This window comes from Pseudomonas sp. Ors-4-3C (assembly GCF_055755035.1).
This window is the reverse complement of the sequence record NZ_CM146900.1, coordinates 1,496,372-1,518,693: the sequence shown is the minus strand read 5'-3', so window position 1 is coordinate 1,518,693 and position 22,322 is coordinate 1,496,372. Positions and strand designations below refer to the sequence as shown.

The 22,322-nt window shown below is 61.6% G+C and carries 18 protein-coding genes; 8 read left to right on the top strand and 10 right to left on the bottom strand.

The features are described from left to right. Positions 1 to 188 precede the first annotated feature (188 nt). Positions 189 to 1,574 carry a type VI secretion system Vgr family protein gene (locus ACVHNU_RS06855; protein ID WP_473019283.1) on the top strand — a complete coding sequence of 462 codons (1,386 nt, stop codon included), beginning with the start codon at positions 189 to 191 and terminating at the stop codon, positions 1,572 to 1,574. A 527-nt stretch (positions 1,575 to 2,101) separates the two neighbouring features. On the opposite strand, the gene ACVHNU_RS06850 is transcribed toward ACVHNU_RS06855, so the two are convergent. Both ACVHNU_RS06850 and ACVHNU_RS06845 read right to left on the bottom strand, forming a co-directional pair. Next, positions 2,102 to 3,493 (bottom strand): FAD-dependent oxidoreductase, encoded by a 1,392-nt coding sequence (locus ACVHNU_RS06850; protein ID WP_473019282.1) that lies wholly within the window; start codon positions 3,491 to 3,493, stop codon positions 2,102 to 2,104. Between the two features lie 71 nt (positions 3,494 to 3,564). Further along, positions 3,565 to 4,890 (bottom strand): MFS transporter, encoded by a 1,326-nt coding sequence (locus tag ACVHNU_RS06845; RefSeq protein WP_003223657.1) that lies wholly within the window; start codon positions 4,888 to 4,890, stop codon positions 3,565 to 3,567. Between the two features lie 269 nt (positions 4,891 to 5,159). Here ACVHNU_RS06845 and ACVHNU_RS06840 point away from each other — a divergent pair, with 269 nt between their 5' ends. Then, positions 5,160 to 6,032 (top strand): LysR family transcriptional regulator, encoded by an 873-nt coding sequence (locus tag ACVHNU_RS06840; RefSeq protein WP_226501282.1) that lies wholly within the window; start codon positions 5,160 to 5,162, stop codon positions 6,030 to 6,032. Between the two features lie 121 nt (positions 6,033 to 6,153). On the opposite strand, the gene ACVHNU_RS06835 is transcribed toward ACVHNU_RS06840, so the two are convergent. Beyond that, positions 6,154 to 7,014, bottom strand: coding sequence for a LysR substrate-binding domain-containing protein (locus ACVHNU_RS06835; RefSeq protein ID WP_473019281.1), 861 nt, complete (start codon positions 7,012 to 7,014; stop codon positions 6,154 to 6,156). A gap of 113 nt (positions 7,015 to 7,127) precedes the next feature. Between ACVHNU_RS06835 and ACVHNU_RS06830 the strand changes: the two genes are divergently transcribed. The 3 genes from ACVHNU_RS06830 to ACVHNU_RS06820 all read left to right on the top strand — a co-directional run bounded on the left by ACVHNU_RS06830 (position 7,128) and on the right by ACVHNU_RS06820 (position 9,956). Further along, on the top strand, positions 7,128 to 8,237 hold the full coding sequence (locus ACVHNU_RS06830; protein WP_473019280.1) for a 2-aminoethylphosphonate--pyruvate transaminase: 1,110 nt from the start codon (positions 7,128 to 7,130) through the stop codon (positions 8,235 to 8,237). A gap of 145 nt (positions 8,238 to 8,382) precedes the next feature. Further along, entirely contained in the window at positions 8,383 to 9,210 is an 828-nt protein-coding gene (phnX, locus tag ACVHNU_RS06825; protein WP_473019279.1) for a phosphonoacetaldehyde hydrolase, read from the top strand. 197 nt (positions 9,211 to 9,407) lie between these two features. Continuing rightward, complete coding sequence (locus tag ACVHNU_RS06820) at positions 9,408 to 9,956, top strand: cytochrome b (RefSeq protein ID WP_103486576.1); 549 nt, start codon at positions 9,408 to 9,410, stop codon at positions 9,954 to 9,956. A 160-nt stretch (positions 9,957 to 10,116) separates the two neighbouring features. On the opposite strand, the gene ACVHNU_RS06815 is transcribed toward ACVHNU_RS06820, so the two are convergent. Both ACVHNU_RS06815 and ACVHNU_RS06810 read right to left on the bottom strand, forming a co-directional pair. After that, positions 10,117 to 11,043, bottom strand: coding sequence for a 1-aminocyclopropane-1-carboxylate deaminase/D-cysteine desulfhydrase (locus ACVHNU_RS06815; RefSeq protein WP_473019278.1), 927 nt, complete (start codon positions 11,041 to 11,043; stop codon positions 10,117 to 10,119). A 227-nt stretch (positions 11,044 to 11,270) separates the two neighbouring features. Further along, positions 11,271 to 13,307, bottom strand: coding sequence for an oxidoreductase (locus ACVHNU_RS06810; protein ID WP_473019277.1), 2,037 nt, complete (start codon positions 13,305 to 13,307; stop codon positions 11,271 to 11,273). A gap of 206 nt (positions 13,308 to 13,513) precedes the next feature. Between ACVHNU_RS06810 and ACVHNU_RS06805 the strand changes: the two genes are divergently transcribed. Then, positions 13,514 to 14,644, top strand: coding sequence for a nitrilase-related carbon-nitrogen hydrolase (locus ACVHNU_RS06805; RefSeq protein ID WP_473019276.1), 1,131 nt, complete (start codon positions 13,514 to 13,516; stop codon positions 14,642 to 14,644). A gap of 3 nt (positions 14,645 to 14,647) precedes the next feature. Continuing rightward, complete coding sequence (locus tag ACVHNU_RS06800; RefSeq protein ID WP_473019275.1) at positions 14,648 to 15,688, top strand: AraC family transcriptional regulator; 1,041 nt, start codon at positions 14,648 to 14,650, stop codon at positions 15,686 to 15,688. Between the two features lie 4 nt (positions 15,689 to 15,692). Here ACVHNU_RS06800 and ACVHNU_RS06795 read toward each other — a convergent pair whose 3' ends face one another. The 3 genes from ACVHNU_RS06795 to ACVHNU_RS06785 form a co-directional block, all read right to left on the bottom strand. Further along, the gene (locus ACVHNU_RS06795) at positions 15,693 to 15,821 is read right to left on the bottom strand and encodes a hypothetical protein (protein ID WP_473019274.1); all 129 of its coding nucleotides are present in this window, start codon (positions 15,819 to 15,821) and stop codon (positions 15,693 to 15,695) included. Positions 15,822 to 16,074: 253 nt separating this feature from the next. Beyond that, on the bottom strand, positions 16,075 to 16,971 hold the full coding sequence (locus ACVHNU_RS06790; protein WP_473019273.1) for a DUF2242 domain-containing protein: 897 nt from the start codon (positions 16,969 to 16,971) through the stop codon (positions 16,075 to 16,077). 92 nt (positions 16,972 to 17,063) lie between these two features. Further along, complete coding sequence (locus tag ACVHNU_RS06785; RefSeq protein WP_473019272.1) at positions 17,064 to 17,963, bottom strand: LysR family transcriptional regulator; 900 nt, start codon at positions 17,961 to 17,963, stop codon at positions 17,064 to 17,066. 120 nt (positions 17,964 to 18,083) lie between these two features. Here ACVHNU_RS06785 and ACVHNU_RS06780 point away from each other — a divergent pair, with 120 nt between their 5' ends. Next, on the top strand, positions 18,084 to 19,289 hold the full coding sequence (locus ACVHNU_RS06780; RefSeq protein ID WP_473019271.1) for an MFS transporter: 1,206 nt from the start codon (positions 18,084 to 18,086) through the stop codon (positions 19,287 to 19,289). A 618-nt stretch (positions 19,290 to 19,907) separates the two neighbouring features. On the opposite strand, the gene ACVHNU_RS06775 is transcribed toward ACVHNU_RS06780, so the two are convergent. Together ACVHNU_RS06775 and ACVHNU_RS06770 are read right to left on the bottom strand one after the other, a co-directional pair. After that, entirely contained in the window at positions 19,908 to 21,779 is a 1,872-nt protein-coding gene (locus ACVHNU_RS06775; RefSeq protein WP_003223636.1) for a SurA N-terminal domain-containing protein, read from the bottom strand. Between the two features lie 236 nt (positions 21,780 to 22,015). Then, positions 22,016 to 22,288 carry an HU family DNA-binding protein gene (locus ACVHNU_RS06770; protein ID WP_008077714.1) on the bottom strand — a complete coding sequence of 91 codons (273 nt, stop codon included), beginning with the start codon at positions 22,286 to 22,288 and terminating at the stop codon, positions 22,016 to 22,018. Positions 22,289 to 22,322 lie beyond the last annotated feature (34 nt).

Genomic DNA, 22,322 nt, shown 5'->3' with positions numbered 1-22,322 from the left:
CTATTGGCCGACGCGTGGCGCCAAGTTTATACGGCCTAAAGTTGGCAATCGACCAAAAATATTCATTGTTGAATCGACATCTTCACCACACCTTGTAGGGCGATTCTGAAAACCACACTAGCCATGACCATTCGTGCTCGCGTTTTCGTACCCTCTGCCGTCCGTATTGCCCCACAGAGCCCGTACGAATGCTCAATGACAAGGAAAGCCCTTTCACCCTGACCCTGAGTGACGGCCAACTGTGCCTGCCGGTGCTGCGTTTCAGCGGCAAGGAAGCACTGAATCAGCCTTTTCGTTTCGAGATTGACGTGATCGGTCTGGCCCCCGCCCTGCCGCCGGGAAGCCTGCTGCGCCAACCGGCGTTCCTGCGTCTGGGCGTCGATCACGGGATTCATGGCCTGATCCACAGTGTCAGTTGCGAACATCGCGCCAGCCACCGTATCGGTTACCGGCTGACGCTGGTCCCGCATCTGCTGAGTCTGGAGCAGTCGCCGCGGCGCCGGGTCTTCGTGCAAGCGAGTGTGCCGACGATCCTCGCGCAATTGCTCGGCGAACATGAACTGCCGGCGGACAGTTACCGGATCGAGATGAGCGTCGGCCAATACCCACCAAGGGAATTTTGCCTTCAGTTCGAGGAAAGCGACCTGGCCTTCATGCAACGACTGTGTGAGGAGGAAGGCATTCACTATCACTTCGAACATCGCCCGCAGGGGCATGTCGTGGTGTTTGCCGATGACAACCTGAGCCTGCCGCAGGAACCATTGCCCGTGCCGTTTGCCGTGACCGACGACACGCCGTCGCCGCGCATCAGCACCCTGTTGCAACGCCATGACGCGACCCCCGTCATGGCCGCGCACAGCATTCGCAACCGGGGCCAGGAGATCAGCGCCGCAGACGCGGCCAACCACCCCGTGCCCGCGCTCACACCGTTGAACCTGTCGGGCGAACAGCGCCACGCCGAACAACGCAGCCGTCGACACCTGCAACGCCAGCGCTGCCAGTCGCGCACGATCCGGGGCTGCTGCGATTGCAGCGCACTGCGCAGCGGCCATCTGTTGCAGATCAGCGGGCACCCGATCAATGCCTTCAACGAACAATGGCTGATCACCGAACTGCACCATCAAGGCCAGCACCCTTCGATTCTTGATCCGACTACGGGTGTGCATCGCTATCAAAACGACTTTACTGCCCTGCCTTGGTCGAGCGATTTCCGCCCGCCTCTGGCACAGCCACGTCCGAACATCGGCGGCTATCACCTGGCGCAAGTGCTGGGATCGCCCGGCCAGCCAGCGCCACTGGACGATCGCGGGCGCATCGGCGTCAGCCTCTGGCCGGCGCAGACCGCTGAGTCTGCATGCCTGTGGCTGCCGATCGCGCTGACCGGCGCCGGCCAACTCGCCGCCCACCAGCTACCCCGCGCCGGCAGTGAAGTGTGGGTGAGCTTCCTCGACAGCGACCCGGATCGACCGATCCTCTGCCTCGCCAACCCGCGGCCCGCGCCACCGACCCAAACGCCGCCACCGCGCGACAGCAGCCTGTTGCTCGATTGGCTGCTCCATGGTGCCGATCCGTAAGCGCCGCAGACATTGGAATTGAGTACAGCGGCCGGAAACTGTTTGGCTGGGAGGGCGCTATCGCGAGCAGGCTCACTCCTACAGTTGGAATAAGTGTGTTCAGTTAGAGAATGGTCGGCTGTCAGGCCGCCATCGCCAGCAAGCTGGCTCCTACAGTTCAGAGAGCGTGCCCCGCATGCGGCGAAGCCGCCCCACTCAACACAATGAGCGTTAGCTCGAGTAAAGCTTTTGATCTCAGGGCCCGTCGGCAGGCTGAGCGGAGGGGTTTATCCGGGGGTGGGAGCGCAGCGACCGTTTGGCGCAGCCAAACACAGCGAGAGGAGGTGCAGCGAAGCAAACCGTAGGCGCTGCCCCCCGGATGAATCCCGGAGCGAAGGAACCCGAGCCTAAGCGAGGGCCGAACGTCAGGGTAAAGCCTTTTTGGTTACTTTTTCGGCGTCTGGAAAAAGTGACCCGCCGTAAGGGCGGAACCCCAAGCCGCCGTTACCGCAGCAACGGATATGCCCCCATAAATCAAAGCCCCCCAATCACCCCTTGTCAGCCTTCCCCGCCGCCGCCGCAAACCTCGCCAACCGCACATCCAGATGCCGCGGCCGCCGCCCATGATCCTCAGCCCGCTCCTTGCGCCGAATCGCATTACGCACCATCAACGACCCCAGATACCGAATCGGCTCCGGCGGAAAATACCCCAGCGGCCCATTCACCAATGGCGAACGGGTCCAAGGGTTATCAAGCCCCTGCACCAACGAGGCAAGAATCTGCCCGCCCATGTGACACGGCCCGACACCACTGCCGGAATAACCAAAACCATAAAACACATTGCCACTGGCACTCATCTGCCCAAAAAACGGCAACCCGGTCACCGAACGATCCGACGGCCCATTCCAGGTCGCATCGACCTTGACCTCGGCAAACGCCGGAAAAAACTCCCCAAGGCTGCGCTTGAGCAAATCGGCATAGGGCGACGGCTGATCAAACACCGGCAACATCCGCCCACCAAAAGCGAAGGTATTACCCCCCTTGCCAAGCATGATCCGGCCGTCCGGCGTGTTGTGGTAGTAGTGCACGAAAATCCGCGAATCGAGCACCGTGACGCCGCTGGTCAAACCGATATCCTGTAACAGATCCGGGCGTGGCTCGGTGATCAGCATGTCGCTGGAAACAATCGCCACGCTACGCTCGAACTGCGGAAACGCGCGGGCCATCCACGCGTTCATCGCCAGCACCACGCGGTCGGCGATCACACTGCCGCCGGCGGTGTGAATGCGCGCCGGGCGCCCTTCTTCCAGGCCGGTCATCGCAGTGTTTTCATGGATCTTCACGCCGAGTTGCAACGCCACCCGGCGCAGGCCGCGCACCAGTTTGCCCGGTTGCACACTGGCCGCCGCCGGCGAGAACCAGCCCTCCAGATGCTTGCTGGAACCGGCCATGCGCTGCACGTCTGCCACCGGCCGCTGGGTGAATGAGTTGATGCCCTGCCGCTCCAGCGCCGCGATCACTGCGTCAGTCGAGCCGACCTGCGCCTTGTTTGTAGCGGTGTACAGCGTGCCGTCGAGGCGATAATCGGCCTCGACGCCGTACTGTTCGCAGAACGCGCCGATGGCGTGGATGCTGCGCTCGGATTCCTTGACCAGACGTACCGCCTCCTCGACGCCGAACAGCCGCTCGAGGGTGAAATACTTGGCTGACCACGACAACGCACAACCGCCGTTGCGCCCGCTGGCACCGGCGCCGCAGATGTCGGCTTCGATCAGCAGCACATCGAGTTCAGGGTTCTGCTGCTTGAGCATGATCGCCGTCCACAACCCGGTGTAGCCGCCGCCGACGATGCACACGTCAGTGCGTACTTCGCCTTGCAGCGGTGGGCACGTTGCGGATGGATCGGCCTGCAAGGCCTGTTCGAGCCAAAACGGTCGCATGGGATTCTCCAGTCAGATGGCCACGACACAGCCTGCCGCGAGCGCCGCAGCAGGCCGCGAGGCAAGGGTTTTCAGTTACGCAGGGGTTTGATGGTCAGCGGGCAATTGGGGATGGACGCGCGCGGTTCCATCACCCCGACCGGGCGGCTGTTCCAGTGCGGAATCAGCACCAGCGCCGAGAACAATGCGCAGCCGGCGAAGACGATGAACACCGTCACCGAATCGAAGTAACCCGGCAGCAATCCGCCGAGCACTGCGCCGACCGAGCCGCAACCGTTGACGAAACCGGCCGCGGTGGCACCGGCCTTAGCCTTGCCAAAGTCGATCGCCGCCGCGCCGCTGATCATCGAGTCCGGTCCGTACAGGGTCAGGCCCATGACAAACAGCAGCGCCACCACCAGCATCACGCTGCCGGTGTGCAACGCGCCCATGAACAGCGCTAGGGTCACGGTCAGCGCCAGCAGGCTGAGGACGCAGGCTGGCATGCGCCGGGCGCCGAACAGTTTGTCCGAGGCCATGCCGATCATGATCGGCCCGAGCAGACCGGCCAGTTCGAACGAGGTGGGAATGATCGCCGCGCCGACCTTGCCGACACTGGGCATCTGTTCGAAGACGATCACCGGGCCCCACAGCAGAATCGCGTAGCGCGCCGGTTTCAGCATGAAATACGCCAGGCCCAGCACCAGCACCGTGCGGTTGCGCAGGATTTCCTTCAACGGCTCCCAGACGCTGAGTTTGCTGTTGGCTTCGGTCTCTGCCGCACTGAGTTCCGGCTCCGGCTCCACCGCTGGCAAGCCGACGTCTTCCGGTTTGTTGCGCTGGAATATAAAGAACAGCACCGCCACCGCCGCCACTACCGCCGCACTGGAAATGAACGCGGCGTGCCAGGTGCCCATCAGCGTATACGCCCACCAGCCGGCAAACGGCGAGGCCACCAGACCGCCAAACGCGTAGCAGGAACTCCACAGACCGAGTACCCGCCCACGCTGTTCGGCCGGGAAGAAACTGCCGAGGTTCTTGCACAGCCCCGACCAGCCGGTGGATTGCGCCAGGCCCTGAATCAGCATGCAAGTGGCGAAGATCGGCAGCGTGGCGAAGCTGCCCATCACCAGTGCCGCACCCGCGGAAATCAACAGCCCGCCGAGCACCACAACCCTTGGGCCAAAGCGGTCGGCGAGCATGCCCCAGGTGAATTGGCCGATGGCGTAGGCCGCCAGATAGATTGCATCGAGGTTGGCCATGGCCATCTTGTCGAGCATGAAGGTCGGGTCTTCGGCGATGCCCAGTTTGGCCACCGAAAACGCTTTGCGGGTGAAATAGAAAGCGGCGTACGCGAGCCAGGTGACAGCGAAAATCTGCATGCGCCAACGCGCAATGGTGCCGATGTGCTTGTTCATTGTGGTTCTGACCTCAGGGTGTGAGTGTGCCGGCAGAATCGTTAAGTAAACGCCTGTGTTTTTTATTGTTGAGCACTGCGCCAGCGCCCATCCCTGATGGCGATAGCGGTCAGATGAGTCCTGTTGTTGCACGCACAGGCTCATCGCCAACCCTGCTGTCCGAACAGACAGGCAGCGATGGCGTGAGCGGATCAAAGCAATTACTGTTTAATAAATAAAATCGATTTATCGTATTTCACACATAAGCTCAGCTTGTTACTGGAGGCTGCATGTCGGTGTCCCACGCCCAGCTCAAAGCCTTTCACGCCGTGGCTGTCCACGGAAGCTTCACTAAAGCCGCCGAACGGCTTTTTCTCACACAACCGGCGATTTCCGACCAGGTGCGCAAACTCGAGGAACGCTTTGGCGTGTTGCTGTTTCACCGCAACAAGCGTTCGGTGCGCCTGACCGATCTCGGTGAGCGTCTGCTGGCGATTACCCAACGGCTGTTTGTGATCGAGGCTGAGGCACAGGAGTTGCTGCAGGATTCCCGGGCCTTGCAAACCGGCAGCCTGATTCTGGCAGTGGATGCGCCGGTGCATGTGCTGCCGCAGATCGCGCGGTTTTGCGAGCGCTACCCGGGGATCAGCGTGAAGATCGAAACCGGCAACACCGATGAATCGCTGTTTCGCCTGTTCAACTATCAGGCCGATCTGGCGCTGCTCGGGCGCGATGTCACTGATGAGCGCCTGCTGTGCGTGCCACTGCGCAACGACCCGATGGTGGCGTTCGTTTCGCGCCATCACCCGTGGGCCGAGCGTGAGTCGATCTGCCTGGCCGATCTCGACGACACGCCACTGGTGCTGCGCGAACACGGCTCGGTGACCCGGCAGACCCTGGAAGAAGAAATGGCCCGCGCCGGGTTTCGTATTCGCCCGGCGATTCAGGTCGAGGGCCGGGAAGCCGCGCGTGAGGCGGTGGTGGTGGGGATTGGTGTGGGGGTGGTGTCGGCGGCGGAGTTTGGCGCGGATTCGCGGGTGTGTGCGTTGCCGATTACCGATTGCACCCGGCGGTTGACCGAGACGCTGGTGTGCTTGCGTGAGCAGAGTTCGCGGCGGGTGGTGGCGACGTTTCTCGATATGGTGCGCGAGAGTCTTGTGTAAACCGGTCTGGCCCCTTCGCGAGCAAGCTCGCTCCCACAGGGTTCTCGGTCGTTCACACATTATGTACACGCCACAATACCTGTGGGAGCGAGCTTGCTCGCGATTGACGCGCCGCGAATTGTCAGACTGTCGTCAGACCAAAGAACGCCTGAATCAAGCGCAATTCCCGCCGCCGCTCCATGCACCCGATCATGTGCCGATTGACCAACCCGTCCCCGACAATCGGAATCGCCACCACCCGCGGGTCATGGCTGACCTCCACCGAAGACACCACACCCACCCCGAGTTCCGCCGCCACCGCTTCGGTCACCGCCTCACGACTGTCCAGCTCCAGCAACACTCGCGGATGCACCGTCGCCTGCATGCAGGCCTGATCAAAGGTGCGCCGGGTGATCGAACTCGGCTCGCGCAGCACCATGATCACCTGATCCAGCTCCTTGAGTTTTACTTCGCCGGCACGCTGCGCCCACGCATGCCCGGCGGGCACCAGCGCGCAGATCCGCGATTCGCTCAAGGCTTGCAGGTGCAGGCCCTTGCGCGGTTCGACCTCGGTCAGCACCGCCACGTCCGCATGCTCGGATAGCAGCGCGGCGAGAGTTTCCTGCGCATTGCCCAGGCGCAGATTCACCGTGATCCCCGGATAACGTGCGCGCAGGCTGGCGAGCATCGGCATGACCATGTGCGGCCCGTCCGCCGCCACCTCCAGACGCCCGGTGAGCAACTGGCGGTTGGCCTCAAGCATGGTCTGCGCTTCTTCGGCCAGACCGAACATGGCGCGCGTGATCGCCGCCAGTTTGGTGCCCTCCTCGGTCAGCTCCACCCGGCGTGCCGTACGGCGCAACAAGGTGATCTGGTAGTGCTCCTCCAGCGCCTTGATGTGTCCGGTGACCGCCGGCTGGCTGATAAACAAGCGTGCGGCGGCGCGAGTGAAGCTGCCTTCCCGGGCCACGGCGTCGAAGGCACGCAGCTGGAACAGATTCATGAATAACCCTCACTGATGGCTGGCATAACAACAAACAATTTGATTGATGCAACGCCGAATTGCAACGTATGCCCCGTAGCTTCATCCCACAGCGCTTTCGCGAGGACACACGAATGAGTACTGCCGCCCCCATCCTGCTCACTCCCGGCCCGTTGACCACCTCGGCGCGCACCCGCCAGGCAATGATGGTCGACTGGGGGTCATGGGATGACCGCTTCAATCAACTGACCGCCAGCCTCTGCGAGCAACTGCTGGCGATCCTCAACGGCGCCGCCACTCACCACTGCGTGCCGTTGCAGGGCAGCGGCACCTTCGCCGTCGAAGCTGCCATCGGTACCCTGGTGCCGCGTGACGGTAAAGTCCTGGTGCTGATCAACGGCGCCTACGGCAAGCGTCTGGCGAAGATCTGCGAAGTGCTCGGCCGCTCGTTCAGCACCTTTGAGACTGCCGAAGACGAACCGACTACCGCCGCCGACGTCGATCGTCTGCTGCGCGCCGACCGCGACATCACCCACGTTGCGCTGATTCACTGCGAAACCAGCACCGGCATCCTCAACCCGTTGCCGGAGATCGCTGACGTCGTTGCGCAACACGGCAAGCGCTTGATCATCGACGCCATGAGCTCGTTCGGCGCACTGCCGGTGGACGCGCAAAGAGTGCCGTTCGACGCACTGATCGCCGCCTCCGGCAAGTGTCTGGAGGGCGTGCCGGGAATGGGTTTCGTCTTTGCTCGCAAAGAATCACTGGCCGCAGCCGCCGGCAATTCGCACTCGCTGGCGATGGACCTGTACGACCAGCACAGCTACATGCAGAAGACCGGTCAGTGGCGCTTCACCCCGCCGACCCACGTGGTCGCGGCGCTGCACGAAGCGCTGCTGCAATACAACGAAGAAGGTGGCCTCCCCGCTCGCCATGCGCGCTACGCCGCCAACTGCCAGGCGCTGATGGAAGAGATGGGCAAGCTCGGGCTGCGCAGTTTTCTGCCGGCGGCGATCCAGGCACCGATCATCGCCACCTTCCATGCCCCGCAAGACCCGCGCTACCAGTTCAAGGACTTCTACGAACGGGTCAAGGCCAAGGGTTACATCCTCTACCCCGGCAAGCTGACCCAAGTCGAAACCTTCCGCGTCGGCTGCATCGGCCACGTCAGCCCGGACGAAATGCGCCAGGCCGTCGCGGCAGTGGGTGAAGTGCTGCGCGAGATGGAAGTCCTCGAGATCTGAACTGCACCCCAATCCCCCTGTGGGAGCGGGCTTGCTCGCGAAAGCGGTTGAACATTCAACATTAATGTCGACTGACACAACGCCTTCGCGAGCAAGCCCGCTCCCACAGTTTTGAACCGTATTGCCAACTCAGGAATTGATTGCCATGAACTACACCAACCCAAGCAAGCTGCAAGCCGCCATCCTCGACTGGGCCGGCACCGTGGTCGATTTCGGCTCGTTCGCGCCAACCCAGATCTTCGTCGAAGCCTTTGCCGAATTCGACGTGCAGGTGTCCATCGAAGAGGCCCGTGGCCCGATGGGCATGGGCAAGTGGGACCACATCCGCACCCTGTGCGATCAGCCGCAAGTGGCCGAGCGTTATCGCAAGACGTTCGGCCGTACGCCGACCGACGATGACGTCACCGCCATCTACAACCGCTTCATGCCACTGCAGATCGAGAAGATCGCCGAGCACTCGGCACTGATTCCCGGCGCGCTGGACACCATCGCCAACCTGCGCCAGCAAGGGATCAAGATCGGTTCCTGTTCCGGCTACCCGAAACAGGTGATGGACAAGGTCGTGGCCCTCGCTGCCACTAATGGCTACGTCGCCGACCACGTGGTGGCTACCGACGAAGTGCCAAATGGCCGTCCATGGCCGGCTCAGGCTCTGGCCAACGTGATCGCCCTCGGCATCGACGATGTCGGCGCCTGCGTGAAGATCGACGACACCGTGCCGGGCATCCTCGAAGGCCGTCGCGCCGGCATGTGGACTGTGGCGCTGATCTGCTCGGGCAACGCGCTGGGCCTGGATTACGCGGGCTACCGTGCGCTGGGCAGCGACGAACTGGCCAGCGAACGCAAACGCATCCACGCGCTGTTCGCCGATTCGCGTCCGCACTACATGATCGACACCATCAGCGACTTGCCGGAGGTGATTGCCGATATCAACAAGCGCCTGGCCAACGGTGAAATGCCACAATCGAGCTGATCGCCGCTGCGTTAAAAGAAAAAACGCCAGTGTCTTCGTGACACTGGCGTTTTTTTATGAAAAAGCAGCACAACACCTGATTCAGCGCATTAAAAGACCGATCAGCATCAGGCAAATCCGTCAAAGCGGATTACAGTTAAAGCATGCCGTCGCACAAGAACGGCACGCAGCGACCCTGATCCGTGAGGAAATACCGTATGCCGTGGACAAGTTCCGAATCCCGCTACAGCACCGTATCCGTGCTGCTGCACTGGCTGATGCTGGTCCTGTTGATCCTGGTGTATGCCAGCATGGAGTTGCGCGGGATCTTTCCCAAGGGCAGTGGCGGCCGCTCGCTGATTCGCGAAGTGCATTACATGCTCGGCCTGACCGTGTTCGTGCTGGTGTGGTTTCGTCTGGTGGCCCGCAGCATCGGCCCGGCACCGAAAATCTTCCCGGCGTCCCCCCAATGGCAGACCTTGCTGGCGCGGGTGATGCACTGGCTGTTGTACCTGTTCATGATCAGCATGCCGATCCTCGGCTGGCTGATCACCAGCGCCGAGGGGCATCAGGTGATGTTCTACGGCTTCGATCTGCCACTGCTGGTCAATGAAGACAAGGCTTTCGCCAAGCAGGTGGAACACTGGCACGTGTTGATCGGCAACATCGGCTACTGGCTGATCGGCCTGCATGCGCTGGCGGGGCTGTATCACCATTATGTGGTCGGCGATAACACCCTGTTGCGGATGATGCCCAAGCGCAATTGAACATTGGTTCAGTGACATGCCCTGTGGCGAGGGAGCTTGCTCCCGCTGGGCTGCGCAGCAGACCCAAATTCTGAAAATGCGGACAGTCAGGCAGAGCGCTGTCGCTGGACTTGCGACGGCTGCGCCGCCGAGCGGGAGCAAGCTCCCTCGCCACATAAGTTCAACTGCAGGAACTGAATCCGCGGCGCCCCTGCAAGCCGCCGGTATGCACGAAGATCAGCCGCGTGCCGTGCTCGAACCTGCCCGCTTCAACCTGCTGCTTCAGCGCCAATAACGCCTTGCCGGTGTACAGCGGCTCCAGCGGAACGCCACTACTGCGCTCAGTGCTGTCGATGAATTCAAGCAACTGTGCATCAACCTTGGCAAAACCACCCCGGCTCGCGTCGAACAGCGCGTAGTCCACCGCAACCCGCCCCGCCTCCTGAACAATCGCCTCAACCTGCGGCGCCACGCCATGGTCCTCCGGCACCGCCAGCGCACCGTACACCGGATGCTCTCCCGCCTCGGCGAGCACCAGCCCTGCCAACGTCGTCCCAGTGCCGCAGGCCAGCCACCAGCCGTGATAATCGCTCCAGCCCAATCCGGCCAATTGCGCGTTGACCTGCGCCTTCAGCGCCGCACAACCGAGCGCCCCGGGCAATCCGCCGCCGCCCTCCGGCACCGCATGAAAGTCCGGATACTGTGTCTGCCACGGCTGCCAGAACCCCGGCGCATGCCGATCCCGATAGCCGCCAAACCCCAGCCAGTGCAGTTGCATGCCGAACGCCTGCAAATCTGCAACCGTGGGCGTCTGCTGCGGATGCCCGCGCAACAGGCCGACTGTTTTGAAGCCCAGGCGTTTGCCCGCCGCTGCGAGCGCATGCAGATGATTGGAATGCGCGCCACCAAGACTGATGATGCCTCGCGCCCCGGCGCGATCGGCGGCCTTGAGGTGCTCAACGAGTTTGAACCACTTGTTGCCACTGATCAGCGGGTCGATCCGGTCCAGACGCAGGATGACGACCTCGATACCGGCGGTGCTGAGCCAGTCGAGCTGAAGTCGTTCGAGGGGGGCTTGGGGTAGCCAGTTGGCGGGAGGAAGAAGCATGGCCGAATGATCATTCTGGACTGAGCCGGCATTCTAATCGCTCACAGGACGCCATCGCGAGCAGGCTCACTCCTACAGGATCCGCGCCATCCATAAATCTCCGGGACAACACAAAACCAATGTGGGAGCGGGCTTGCTCGCGAATGCGGTCTGTCAGTCATTGCATAGGTCAACTGACACGACGCCTTCGCGAGCAAGCCCGCTCCCACATTGGAGATTTGTGGGGCTTAGAGCTCAGCAGCCAGACGCGACCCCTGATTGATCGCGCGCTTGGCATCCAGCTCCGCCGCCACATCGGCGCCGCCGATCAGGTGCACATTCTGCCCCGCCGCCACCAGACCGTCCTGCAGCTCACGCAGCGGATCCTGGCCGGCGCAGATCACGATGTTGTCCACCGCCAACACTTGCGGCTCGCCGGTTTCGCCGATGCGGATGTGCAGGCCTTCGTCGTCGATCTTCAGGTATTCGACGCTGTTGAGCATCTGCACCTGCTTGTTCTTCAGGCCAGTGCGGTGAATCCAGCCGGTGGTCTTGCCCAGACCGTCGCCGACCTTGGTTTTCTTGCGCTGCAAGAGGAACACTTCACGGGCCGGTGCATGCGGCGCCGGTTTGATCCCGGCCACGCCACCACGGGCCTCCAGATGGGTGTCGATGCCCCACTCCTTCCAGAACGCGGTGCGATCCAGACTGGTGGCCACGCCTTGGTGCACAAGGAATTCCGAGACGTCGAAACCGATACCGCCTGCGCCGATCACCGCCACGCGTTTGCCCACCGGTTTGCGCTCGAGGATCACGTCCAGGTAGCTCAGCACCTTGGCATTTTCGACGCCCGGAATCGCCGGCACACGTGGCGCGATGCCGGTGGCGAGGATGATTTCGTCGTAACCGCCCTCGACCAGTTTCGCCACGTCGACACGGGTGTTGAGGCACACCTCGACATGGGTGGTCTGCAGCTTGCGCTTGAAGTAGCGCAGGGTTTCGAAGAACTCTTCCTTGCCCGGCACACGCTTGGCGATGTTGAACTGGCCACCGATTTCGCTGGCCGAATCAAACAACGTCACCTGATGCCCGCGCTCGGCGGCCACAGTCGCGGCGGACAGACCGGCAGGGCCGGCACCGACCACCGCGATCTTCTTGACCTGCTGCACCGGCAGGTAGTTGAGCTCGGTTTCGTGGCAGGCACGCGGGTTGACCAGGCAACTGGTGAGCTTGCCGCCGAAGGTGTGATCGAGGCACGCCTGGTTGCAACCGATGCAGGTGTTGATTTCATCGGCGCGACCTTCCGCGGCCTTGTTGACGAAGTCCGGATCGGCAAGGAACGGCCGGGCCATCGAGACCATGTCAGCATCGCCTTCAGCGAGGATCTGCTCGGCGATTTCCGGGGTGTTGATGCGGTTGGTGGTAATCAGCGGAATGCTCACCGAACCACGCAGTTTGGCGGTGACCTTGCTGAACGCGGCGCGCGGCACTTTGGTGGCGATGGTCGGGATGCGTGCTTCGTGCCAGCCGATGCCGGTGTTGATGATGGTCGCGCCGGCCTGCTCGATGGCTTTGGCCAGGGTCACGATTTCTTCCCAGCTGCTGCCGCCCTCGACCAGATCGAGCATCGACAGGCGGAAAATGATGATGAAGTTCGGGCCCACCGCTTCACGTACACGACGGACGATTTCCACCGGCAGGCGCATGCGGTTTTCGTAGCTGCCACCCCAGCGGTCGGTCCGGTGGTTGGTGTGCGCGGCGAGGAACTGGTTAATGAAATAACCTTCCGAGCCCATGATTTCCACGCCGTCGTACTCGGCGCTCTGCGCCAGGACCGAACAGGTGACGAAATCGCTGATCTGTTTCTCGATGCCTTCCTCGTCCAGCTCTTTGGGCTTGAACGGGTTGATCGGTGCCTGAATCGCACTCGGCGCGACCTGTTTCGGGCTGTAGGCATAACGCCCGGCGTGGAGGATCTGCATGCAGATCTTGCCGCCCGCCTCGTGCACTGCGCGAGTGACAATGCGGTGCTTGAGCGCTTCTTCCTCGGTGGTCAGTTTGGCTGCGCCGGAGTATACGCCGCCCTCGTCGTTCGGGCCGATACCGCCGGTGACCATCAGGCCGACACCACCCCGGGCGCGCTCGGCGAAGTACGCCGCCATGCGTTCGAAGCCGCCCGGTTTTTCTTCGAGGCCAGTGTGCATCGACCCCATCAGGGTGCGGTTGCGCAGCGTGGTGAATCCCAGGTCCAGCGGGGCCAACAGGTGCGGGTAATGGGCGGTCATCGGTAACTCCACAACGAGCGATCACGGAAATTGCGGGAGCTCTGCGTCCCCCGTCAGTCATGTTCGACAGCCTAAGAGTCGCACTGCTGTCACTCAATGACCGAAACTGACAAGTTATTGATCCAAATGCGCAGCGCCCCTTGGCAAGCGCCGGCATGCGCCCTACCCTAGGTGCCACACCCTGTACCCGGCTGTTGTTGGTTTTCATGCGCAAACTTCTGTACCTGTTTTTCTCCATGGCCATCGTTGCCGCCCTGACCACCTACGCCATGTGGGCGGCGGACCGGCCGGCGGGCCATTACCTGTCGGACCTGCGCATCAAACTGGCGGTCGATCAGGGCACCCCAGCTGATCGAGGCAATCTGCTGGGCATCCAGCCGGAACTGTTCCCTACCGACTACCAGAGCCCCGAGCGCCTGCACCGCAAATTCGCGGCCTATCTGCAGCAAGCGCAGGATCAAGGATTGCTCAACGAAAAAACCGTAGTCGTCCTGCCCGAGCATGTCGGCACATGGCTGATGATCAGCGGCGAGAAAGACGAGCTGTACCAGGCCCCGACTCTCGTCGAAGCGATGAACTGGCTGGCGGCGAGCAATCCGTTGCTGTTCGCCCGCGCCTGGCTCACTGCCAAGGGCGAAAATCGCCTCGACGACGCGCACCTGCGCATGAAGTCCAAAGTCATGGCCAAGGATTACCAGGCGCTGTTCGGCGGGCTGGCCAAGGAATTCCACGTGACCTTGGTGGCCGGTTCTATCGTCTTGCCCGAACCGAGCATCCGCGACGGCCAGCTCAAACCCGGCAGCGGCGCGCTGTTCAACAGTAGCGTGGTGTTCGGCCGTGATGGTGTGCCGCTGGGTCAGCCCCAGCGGCAGATGCACCCGATCTTCGAACAGCGCGACGTGATCAATAGCGAAGACGAGCATGCGATCAACGTGATCGAGACCCCGGCCGGGCGTCTGGGTGTGCTGATCGGCAGCGACAGCTGGTACCCCGACAACTATCGCCGACTCGACGAGCAAGGCGCGCAACTGGTGGCGGTGCCCGCCTTCGTCGTCGGTCACGACGCCTGGAATCAGCCGTGGGCCGGCTACAAGGGTTCGAGCACACCGGGTTCGGTCAGCCTCAAGCCCGGGGAAATCAGTGAAGGTCAGGCCTGGCATCGCCTGACGCTGACCGCGCAGCCGCCGAGCAGTCGCGCGATTGCCGGGATGAGTGTGTTCCTGCGCGGCCAGTTCTGGGACAAACCCGGTTCGGGACAAAGCTTCCTCAGCAGCAACGGCCAGCAATTCGCCGATGGCGAAGCCCGTGGCGCGCGTCTGCTGAACATCTGGTTGTAAGCCATGAAACCAATGCCGATGCGCCTTGGGGATCTGTCGGTTGGCTTCGTCCACAGCCTTGCCGATGCCGTGCGCAGCCATGGCGTCGACTCGCAACCGCTGCTGGAACAATACGGGCTGGACGCCGCTCGACTGGCCGAGGCCGGCGCGCGGCTGTCAATCCCGCGCTACATGCGGCTGGGGCACAGCGCGATTCAGTTGACCGGCGACCCGGCACTTGGCTTGCGCATGGGCCAGCTCAGTCGTTTGAGTCAGGCTGGGCTTGCCGGGGTCACCGCCGCTCAGGCGCCGACCGTGCGCGAGGCTGCCCGTTGCCTAATCCGCTTCGAGCCGTTGTACGGTTCCAACTATCGCGGACAGTCGAGTTTTCATGAAGACGCGAATGGCGCCTGGCTGCGCTTCTATTCGATCAGCCCGTACAACGCCTATAACCGCTTTGTGGTGGATTCAATCATCGCTGGCTGGCTGCATCAGCTGTCCAGCGTCGGCCGCGAGCAACTGCGAGCGGAACGCATCGAAATCGAATTTGACGAGCCAACCTATCGCGACGCCTACAGCGTGCTGGGCGACTGTCCACTGCAGTTCGGCGCCGAACGCAATCAACTGCGCTTAAGCCTCACCAGCCTCGCTCAGCGCAACCCGGAGCACTGCCCGAGCACCTGGAAGCATTTGCTCGCGTTGTGCGAACGGGAGCTGGAGCAATTGACCCGCACCCGAAGTCTGCGTGAACGCATCACTCAGCTGTTGGGGCCGTTGCTCAATGGTGGCCGGGAACCCGACCTGGAAGAAGTGGCGGCGCGTCTGAAGCTGCCGACCTGGACGTTGCGGCGCAAACTGGCCGAGGAAGGCACGCAGTTTCGCGCGATCCTCAATGACACCCGCCGTGATCTGGCGATGACCTACATCCGCGACACCGAACTGGCGTTCGGCGAAATTGCCTACCTGCTGGGCTTTGCTTCAGCCGAGGCGTTTCAGCGCGCTTTCAAACGCTGGAGCGGTCAGACCCCTGGCGAGTTTCGCCGCAGTCACCGCAAAACCGCCTGACGCCTTACAGCTCGGTGGCGTCTTCTGCCGGTTCTGGCTGATCGAGTTCAAAGGCCTGGTATTCGAGCAGTTCTTCTTGATAGTCATCCATCGTGTCATCCCCCTGCTGCTCGCTTGAAAATAGCCCGGTCAACTGACCAGTGCTTCGAGCCTATCGTGCCCGTATGAAGGAAAAGTGACATCCCGCCTTCATGAATAAAACGTAGCAGGTGGTCAGGAATTTATCGCAGGATTTTTGTCGGGGGAATGTAACGAGATTTGAGTACACCACAAAACAAATGTGGGAGCGGGCTTGCTCGCGAAGGCGCAGTGTCAATCAACATATACATTGACTGACACTCCGCCTTCGCGAGCAAGCCCGCTCCCACAGGAGGGCTGCGCGCAGCTTATTGCATCGCCGGAATCGGCTCGGACGGCGGCGGGATATTGGTCGGGTTGGCCGGCGGCGTGATCGTTTCGGTGGCCGGAGCAGGTTCAGCACTCGGTGCCGGGGTGATCGGCGCGGGCTCGGCAGGCGGCACCACAGGTTCGGAACCCACTGGCGTCGGTGCAACCGGGGCCGGCGCTGGGGTCGCTGCCGGTGCTGCCGGCGCGGTGGTCTGGGCTGGCTCGACAATCCCGGCTGGCGGCGGCGCAGGCGTTGTTTCTACCGTCGGTGCCGGGGTAGCCGGGGTTGTCGGCGCTACAGCGGCAGGCTTCGGCTCCGGCACACCGAGGTCGGTCTTGGGTTTTTCTTCGATGTGCGCGGCCTTCTTCGCATCCGCCGGCAGGAACAGTTCGACCAGGGTGAAGAATCGCTCGTAGAACTTCTGCGAGGTCACGGTCTCACTGGCGACCTTGACCATCGAATCATCGGAGGAACCGATCGGCATCGACACCGAACCCAACACGCCGACTCCGAGACTGGCGGAGTTGTTGGTCTTCTTCAGCGCGTAGCGATCCTGCAAGGCGTTGGCGAACACTGTGGCATGGTGCTTGGCACTGCCATCTTCGGCGCAGACCACGTTGAAGCTGATCTCCAGGTGGGTTTCACCGGTCTGCTGGAAGCTCTTGTGGCCACTGACCAGTTTCGGGTCACTGCTGGTGATGATGTAGCCCTGGCTGAGCAGCGCACGACGGGCCGCCTCGCAACTGGCGACATCGGCAACCGGGTAATTGCGAGAATACGTACCGGAATCGTCGAAATTCTCATGCTCATAGATCGGCTTGTCTTTCGAACAGCCGGCCACAGCGGTCAACAACAGCGCCAACCCAACGACACGCATGGGAGTTGAAATCAACATTAAACATCCTGAGGAAAAACGGTCCGGGGCGTATTGTGCAACAGATCGCGGCCCCGCGGCGCACGGATTAGTGTCTTAAAACAGTTACAACTTTACCGAGGATGAGCGTCGGGAAAAAGCCGCGTCGATAAATGATCGATAAATACCCGCAATTTGGCGGTTGCATGGCGGCTCGACGGCCACAACACCCAGAACTGACCGACGTGTTGCAGATGAGCATCCAGCACCCGTTGCAAGCGCCCCTGCGCCACTGCCTCATGGGTCATGAAGTCCGGCAGGCAGGCGATGCCCATGCCGGCAATGGCTGCATGGCTGACGGCTTCGATCGATGTACTGACCAGTCGGGCCGGCAAGACCGGCTCCGCCCCACCCTCCTCGCGGATCAACGGCCACGGTTCCAGCTTGCCGGTGGCATGAAAGGTATGCCGCAAACAGGCGTGATCCGCCAGATCGGCCGGAATCTGCGGCATGCCACGTTGCTGCAGATAAAGCGGGCTAGCCACCAGCACCATGTGAAACTCGCCCAAGGGCCGCGCCATCAGCCGTGAATCCCGAGGCTTGCCGGTGCGAATCACTGCGTCGAAGCCCTCCTCGACCACATCGACCATGCGATCGGTCAGGTCCAGATCCAGCTCGATCTGCGGGTACAGCGCCATGAACTCGTTCATCACCGGCATCACCAGCCCATGCACCTGCGGCAGGCTGATACGCAACTTGCCATGGGGTTGCGACGCGGAATTGCACAGTTCGAACTCGGCGGCTTCCACCTCGGCGAGAATCTTGCGACAGCGCTCGAGGAACAGCGCGCCCTCGCTGGTCAGGGTGATGCTGCGAGTCGTGCGATGAAACAGCCGCACGCCAAGTCGCGTCTCCAGCCGCGCGATACTTTTGCCGACCGCCGAAGACGAAACGCCCTGCAGCCGCCCCGCTTCGGTAAAACTGCGGGTCTCGGCAACCTGCACAAACACCGAAATACTGCCCAGGCTGTCCATTCCACTCCTCCCATTCACGACATCCGTGTCCGATATGTTCGGAACCGTAACCCATTTTTCTCCAATGCGCAGCGTCCTAGCCTATGGCCTTCATCCCCTTCGGCACATGGACGCTGACTCATGAACGACGCACAACTCGCCTCACCAGGCCCCGACACTGCACTTGAAGAACCCGAACGCTTGCCCCTCGGCGCCCTGCTGGCCCTGGCCACCGCCGGCTTCATCACCGTGCTGACCGAAGCCATGCCCGCCGGCCTGCTCCCACAGATGAGCGCTGGGCTGAATGTCTCGCAAGCGCTGATCGGCCAACTGGTCACGCTGTACGCCATTGGTTCGATGCTCGCCGCCATTCCGCTGACCATCGCCACCCGCAGCTGGCGCCGGCGCCCATTGTTGCTGTCAGCCATCGGCGGCTTCGCCATCGCCAACAGCATCACCGCCCTGTCAGAGCTGTATTGGCTGACCTTGATCGCACGACTGCTGGCCGGGGTCTTCGCCGGGTTGCTCTGGGCATTGCTGGCAGGCTATGCCAGCCGCATGGTTGCGCCCCACCTGCAAGGCCGGGCCATCACCGTCGCCATGCTGGGCGCGCCGCTTGCCCTGTCGCTGGGCATCCCGGCGGGAACGTTGCTCGGCACGATGGTCGGCTGGCGCCTGAGCTTCGCGATCATGACCGCACTGACGCTGCTGCTGGTGGCCTGGGTGCGCTGGCAAGTGCCGGACTTCCCCGGCGAGCGCGTGGGAAAACAGCTGCCCCTGGGTCAGGTCTTCACCCTGCCCGGCGTGCGACCGGTACTGTTTGTGACCCTGTCCTACGTGGTTGCTCACAACCTGCTGTACACCTACATCGCACCGTTCCTGCAACCGTCGGGACTGGCCAGCGATATCGACCGGGTGCTGCTGGTATTTGGCCTGGCGTCGGTGCTGAGCCTGTGGATCGTCGGCAGCCTGATCGACCACTGGCTACGCGAGCTGATGCTGATCAGCACGCTGCTGTTCATGCTCTCCGCCATCGCCTTGGGCCTATGGCGAGAATCGGCGACCGTGGTCTACATCGCCGTCGCCGTGTGGGGCCTGGCATTCGGTGCGATGCCTTCGCTGCTGCAGACAGCTTCGGCGAAAACCGCTGGAGAGGCTGCTGATACGGCGCAGTCGATGCTGGTAACGCTGTGGAATGTCGGGATCGCCGGTGGCGGACTGGTGGGGGGATTACTGCTGGGGAATCTGGGGGTTGGCGCGTTTCCATGGATTGTTGTGGGGTTGCTGGTTTTGACTTTGTATGCGGCGCTCAAGGCGCGGGATCATGGGTTTGCGGGGGTGAGGTGATGGGTTTGTCTGTCGCGAATTGGTTGACCGATCAACCGCCTTCGCGAGCAGGCTCGCTCCCACAGGGATTAGGGTGGGCAGTCAGAGATTGGTCGCCTGACAGGCCGCCATCGCTGGCAAGCCAGCTCCCACAAGATCAAGATCAAGATCAAAAGATCGTCCGAACGCGGCCCGAGCCTTCGGCAGCTCCGACACAGGATGAGCGTTAGCTCGGCTGCAGCTCTTGATCTTGCCGTGCCGGCCCCATCGGCAGGCTGAGTGGAGGGGTTTATCCGGGGGTGGGAGCGCAGCGCCATGCGGCGAAGCCGCATACATCGAGAGGAGGTGCAGCGAAGCAAACCGGAGGCGATGCCCCCGGATGGACACCGTAGCGAAGGAACACTGAGCCTAAGCGAAGTGCCGTACGCCGGGGCAAAGCCTTTTGGGTTACCTTTTCGGCGTTTGGAAAAGGTGACTCGCTGTAAGAGCGAAACCGCCAGCGCCAGCACCCGAAGAGCCGGATATTCACCCAATCCACAAGAGCATGGTCGGCCCAAAGGCCGCCAAGCTCAAAAAACCAAGCTCAAAAAAAACCCCGACCATAAGGTCAGGGCTTCCCTGTTACCACTCAGTCAAACATCAATACCGCTTGATATCAGCCTGGCTTTCCAACTGCTTACGGAACGCCGCAAAGTCCTGCTGACCTTCACGCGACGCGAGGAAGCGACGGTACTGAGCCTTCTCTTCTTCAGTCGGCGCCACCGCCTCGTTGACACCATTCAGACGCACAATCATCAGACTGCCGTCCTGCAAGGTCACGCTGGTGAACGTCGGTTTGTCCTTGGCCGCCGGTTTCGGCATGCGGAACAACGCCTGCAGCACAGTCGGATCAATGCCTTCCTGAGCACGGGTCGCCGCCGTCACAACCTTCCAGCTCTGGCCATCAACCGCCTTGTCCAGCGGAGTCTTGCCATCACGCAGACTGGCGATCAACTGTTCAGCCTTGGTCTTGGCCGCAGCGCTGGCATGCTCTTTGGTCAGCTGGGCACGAATAGCAGTGTTGACAGCTTCCAGCGGCAGTTGCTCAGGCTTCAGGTGCTCCTTGGCGCGCAGCACGACCACGGTTTCCGGATCCAGCTCAATGCCGGTGCTGTTGGCATTTTCTTCCAGCACTTCCTGGCTGAATGCAGCGGCCACCACAGCACGGTTGGCCGCGATGCCTTCGCCACCTTCGCGGCCGAACGGTTTGGAGGTGTGCACGGTCAGTTTCAGGTCTGCCGCGGGCTGAGCCAGGTCAGACGCTTCGAACGCCGAGTCTTCGAGTTGCTTGGTCGCCTCGACGAAACGCTGCTCGACCTGTTGGGTCTTCAGCTCGCGGGTAAGCTTGTCTTTCAGGCTGGCCAGGGTCGGGACTTCCGGCGCTTCAACACCTAGCAGCTTGATCAGGTGGTAACCGAAATCGGTACGCACCGGCTCGGACACCTGGTCCTTGTTCAACGAGTACAGGGCTTTTTCGAAGGCTGGGTCATAGACGCCAGGACCTGCGAAACCGAGGTCACCGCCATTGTTGGCCGAACCCGGGTCCTGCGAGAACTCCTTGGCCAGCGCTTCGAATTTCTCGCCCTTGGCCAGACGCGCCTGGACTTCTTCGATCTTCGCCTTGGCCTGAGCGTCGGTCGTCTTGTCGTTGACTTCGATCAGGATATGCGCGGCACGACGCTGCTCCGACAGGTTGGCGATCTCTTTCTGATACGCCGCCTGCAGGTCTTCGTCCTTGACCGCAACCTGGTCAAAGAACGAAGACTTCTTCAGCTCGACGTAATCGACAACCACCTGCTCAGGGGTCATGAACTCCTTGGCGTGCTCGTCGTAGTAGGCCTTTACCTCATCGTCGGTCAACTTGACCGCGGCCGGATCGGCCTTGACGTTCAGCGAAGCGAAGTCGCGGGTCTGTTTTTCCAGACGGGCAAATGCCAGCACTTCGGCGTCGGTGACGAAGCCGCTGCCGGCAACACCGGCGCGCAACTGACCAATCAGCATTTCCTGAGCCAGCATCTGGCGGAATTGCATACGGGAGTAGCCTAGTTGACGGATCACCTGGTCGAAGCGCTCGGAGCTGAACTTGCCGTCCACCTGGAATTCAGGGGTCTGCAGGATCACCTGATCCAGTGCGCCTTCGGAGAAAGCGAATTTCGATTGTTCTGCGCCTTGCAGCAGCAGCTTGCGATCGATCAGGCCCTTGAGGGCCGACTCGCGAAGCATTTTTTCGTCAAGCAAGGAAGCATCGAAGTCCTTGCCCAGCTGTTGCATCAACTGGCGACGTTGCATGTCAACGGCCTGGCTCAGCTCGTTCTGGCTGATTTCTTCACCATTGACCTTGGCCGCATCGTTGGAGTGCGTAGTGGCCTTGAAAATGGCATCGAAACCGGTCAAAGCCATCAGTGCAACGATGACCCCGATAATGGTCTTGGCAATCCAGCCTTGTGAATTGTCCCTGATATTCTGCAGCATGCGTCCCCCAGAAACGGTTGAACTTCAAAAATTAGGCAACCGTGGAGCGTGGGTAGAATCCGGATAGAAGAAAGGCGCATCCGAGGATGCGCCTTCTCGTAACTGGCGGAGCGGACAGGGCTCGAACCCTCGATCCCGGCGTAACAGGCGGCTGTTCCAGCGACCTGCTCTACCGCTCCGCTGCCAAGTCAGGCTTGACCCCGACCCGGATGGGTAAAAACCTGAAACAAACTAACTTAGTTGACAGCTTCTTTCAGTGCTTTACCGGCTTTGAAACCTGGCTTTTTAGCAGCAGCGATTTGCAGCGTCTTGCCGGTCTGTGGGTTACGACCAACGCGAGCTGGACGATCAGTCACGGAGAAAGTGCCGAAACCAACCAGAACAACGGAGTCGCCAGCCTTGAGAGCGCCAGTGACGGATTCGATTACAGCGTCCAGCGCACGGCCAGCAGCAGCTTTCGGGATATCAGCGGATGCAGCGATAGCATCAATCAGTTCCGACTTGTTCACTCTAAGTCCCCTTATATCTATTTTGAGATGATTC

Excerpts from the sequence above, each read along its gene's own strand:
- ACVHNU_RS06845 (WP_003223657.1), bottom strand. The coding sequence starts at position 4,890 with ATGAACAAGCACATCGGCACCATTGCGCGTTGGCGCATGCAGATTTTC.
- ACVHNU_RS06805 (WP_473019276.1), top strand. The coding sequence starts at position 13,514 with ATGCGCAAACTTCTGTACCTGTTTTTCTCCATGGCCATCGTTGCCGCC.
- ACVHNU_RS06790 (WP_473019273.1), bottom strand. The coding sequence starts at position 16,971 with ATGTTGATTTCAACTCCCATGCGTGTCGTTGGGTTGGCGCTGTTGTTG.
- ACVHNU_RS06815 (WP_473019278.1), bottom strand. The coding sequence starts at position 11,043 with ATGCTTCTTCCTCCCGCCAACTGGCTACCCCAAGCCCCCCTCGAACGA.
- ACVHNU_RS06855 (WP_473019283.1), top strand. The coding sequence starts at position 189 with ATGCTCAATGACAAGGAAAGCCCTTTCACCCTGACCCTGAGTGACGGC.
- ACVHNU_RS06785 (WP_473019272.1), bottom strand. The coding sequence starts at position 17,963 with ATGGACAGCCTGGGCAGTATTTCGGTGTTTGTGCAGGTTGCCGAGACC.
- ACVHNU_RS06780 (WP_473019271.1), top strand. The coding sequence starts at position 18,084 with ATGAACGACGCACAACTCGCCTCACCAGGCCCCGACACTGCACTTGAA.
- phnX (WP_473019279.1), top strand. The coding sequence starts at position 8,383 with ATGAACTACACCAACCCAAGCAAGCTGCAAGCCGCCATCCTCGACTGG.
- ACVHNU_RS06835 (WP_473019281.1), bottom strand. The coding sequence starts at position 7,014 with ATGAATCTGTTCCAGCTGCGTGCCTTCGACGCCGTGGCCCGGGAAGGC.
- ACVHNU_RS06820 (WP_103486576.1), top strand. The coding sequence starts at position 9,408 with ATGCCGTGGACAAGTTCCGAATCCCGCTACAGCACCGTATCCGTGCTG.
- ACVHNU_RS06775 (WP_003223636.1), bottom strand. The coding sequence starts at position 21,779 with ATGCTGCAGAATATCAGGGACAATTCACAAGGCTGGATTGCCAAGACC.
- ACVHNU_RS06850 (WP_473019282.1), bottom strand. The coding sequence starts at position 3,493 with ATGCGACCGTTTTGGCTCGAACAGGCCTTGCAGGCCGATCCATCCGCA.
- ACVHNU_RS06800 (WP_473019275.1), top strand. The coding sequence starts at position 14,648 with ATGAAACCAATGCCGATGCGCCTTGGGGATCTGTCGGTTGGCTTCGTC.
- ACVHNU_RS06840 (WP_226501282.1), top strand. The coding sequence starts at position 5,160 with ATGTCGGTGTCCCACGCCCAGCTCAAAGCCTTTCACGCCGTGGCTGTC.
- ACVHNU_RS06830 (WP_473019280.1), top strand. The coding sequence starts at position 7,128 with ATGAGTACTGCCGCCCCCATCCTGCTCACTCCCGGCCCGTTGACCACC.
- ACVHNU_RS06810 (WP_473019277.1), bottom strand. The coding sequence starts at position 13,307 with ATGACCGCCCATTACCCGCACCTGTTGGCCCCGCTGGACCTGGGATTC.